Annotated in this window: 2 protein-coding genes; both read left to right on the top strand. The window is 72.4% G+C overall.

Features of this window, described 5'->3' with window-relative positions:
• On the top strand, positions 1-678 hold a 678-nt coding region (locus P409_RS35325; protein ID WP_152613733.1), incomplete at its 5' end, for an ABC transporter permease.
• On the top strand, positions 675-892 hold a 218-nt coding region (locus P409_RS35320; RefSeq protein ID WP_034849794.1), incomplete at its 3' end, for an ATP-binding cassette domain-containing protein. The genes P409_RS35325 and P409_RS35320, both read left to right, overlap by 4 nt.

Below are 892 nucleotides of genomic sequence, written 5' to 3'. Positions count from 1 at the left end.
CTTCTCGCCGACAGCGCCGTGCTGCCGCCGCCGGCCGAGGTCGCGGCCTCCGCCTGGCAGCACATGGTCGAGGGCGACCTGCCGTATAACGTCGCCGTTACCTTGGCGCGGGTGCTGGCCGCCTTCGCCGCCGCCATGCTGCTCGGCGCCGCCATCGGCATCGCCCTCGGCCGCAGCCGGCTGCTGGACGAGCTGTTCGACGGCTGGGTGGTGATCGCGCTGAACATGCCGGCGCTGGTGACGATCGTGCTCTGCTATGTCTGGTTCGGGCTGAACGAATGGGCGGCGGTGATCGCGGTGGCGGTCAACAAGGCGCCGCTGGTCGTGGCCATCACCCGCGAGGGCGCCCGGGCGCTGGACCGGCCGCTGATGGAGATGGCGCAACTGTTCGACGTGCCGCGCGGCCGGGTGCTGCGCCGGATCGTGCTGCCGCAGCTGGCGCCCAGCCTGATGGCCGCCGCCCGCTCCGGCCTCGCCTTGACCTGGAAGATCGTGCTGGTGGTCGAGCTGCTGGGCCGGCCGGACGGCGTCGGCTTCCAGATCCGCAGCTTCTTCAACTTCTTCGACATTGCCGGGATCCTGGCCTACACGCTGGTGTTCATCGCCGTGATCCTGGCGATCGAGGCCTTCATCCTGCAGCCGTTGGACCGCGCCGCCGGCCGCTGGCGGTCGCCGTGATCGGGGTCGCGCTGCAGGGCATCCGCCGGCGTTTCACGGCACCGGTGGCGCGCGACGTGCTGGACGGCGTCGACCTGTCGATCGGGGCCGGCGAGTTCGTGGCCCTGGTCGGCCCGTCCGGCCGCGGCAAGACCACGCTGCTGCGCATCCTCGGCGGCCTCGACCCCGGCTACCAGGGGCGCATCGACTGGCCGGACGGGCCGCCGCTGCGCCG

This window comes from Inquilinus limosus MP06, assembly GCF_000767795.1.
Lineage (GTDB): Bacteria > Pseudomonadota > Alphaproteobacteria > DSM-16000 > Inquilinaceae > Inquilinus > Inquilinus limosus_E.
Note: the sequence above shows the minus strand (reverse complement) of the source record. Positions and strands in the feature narration are given on the sequence as shown.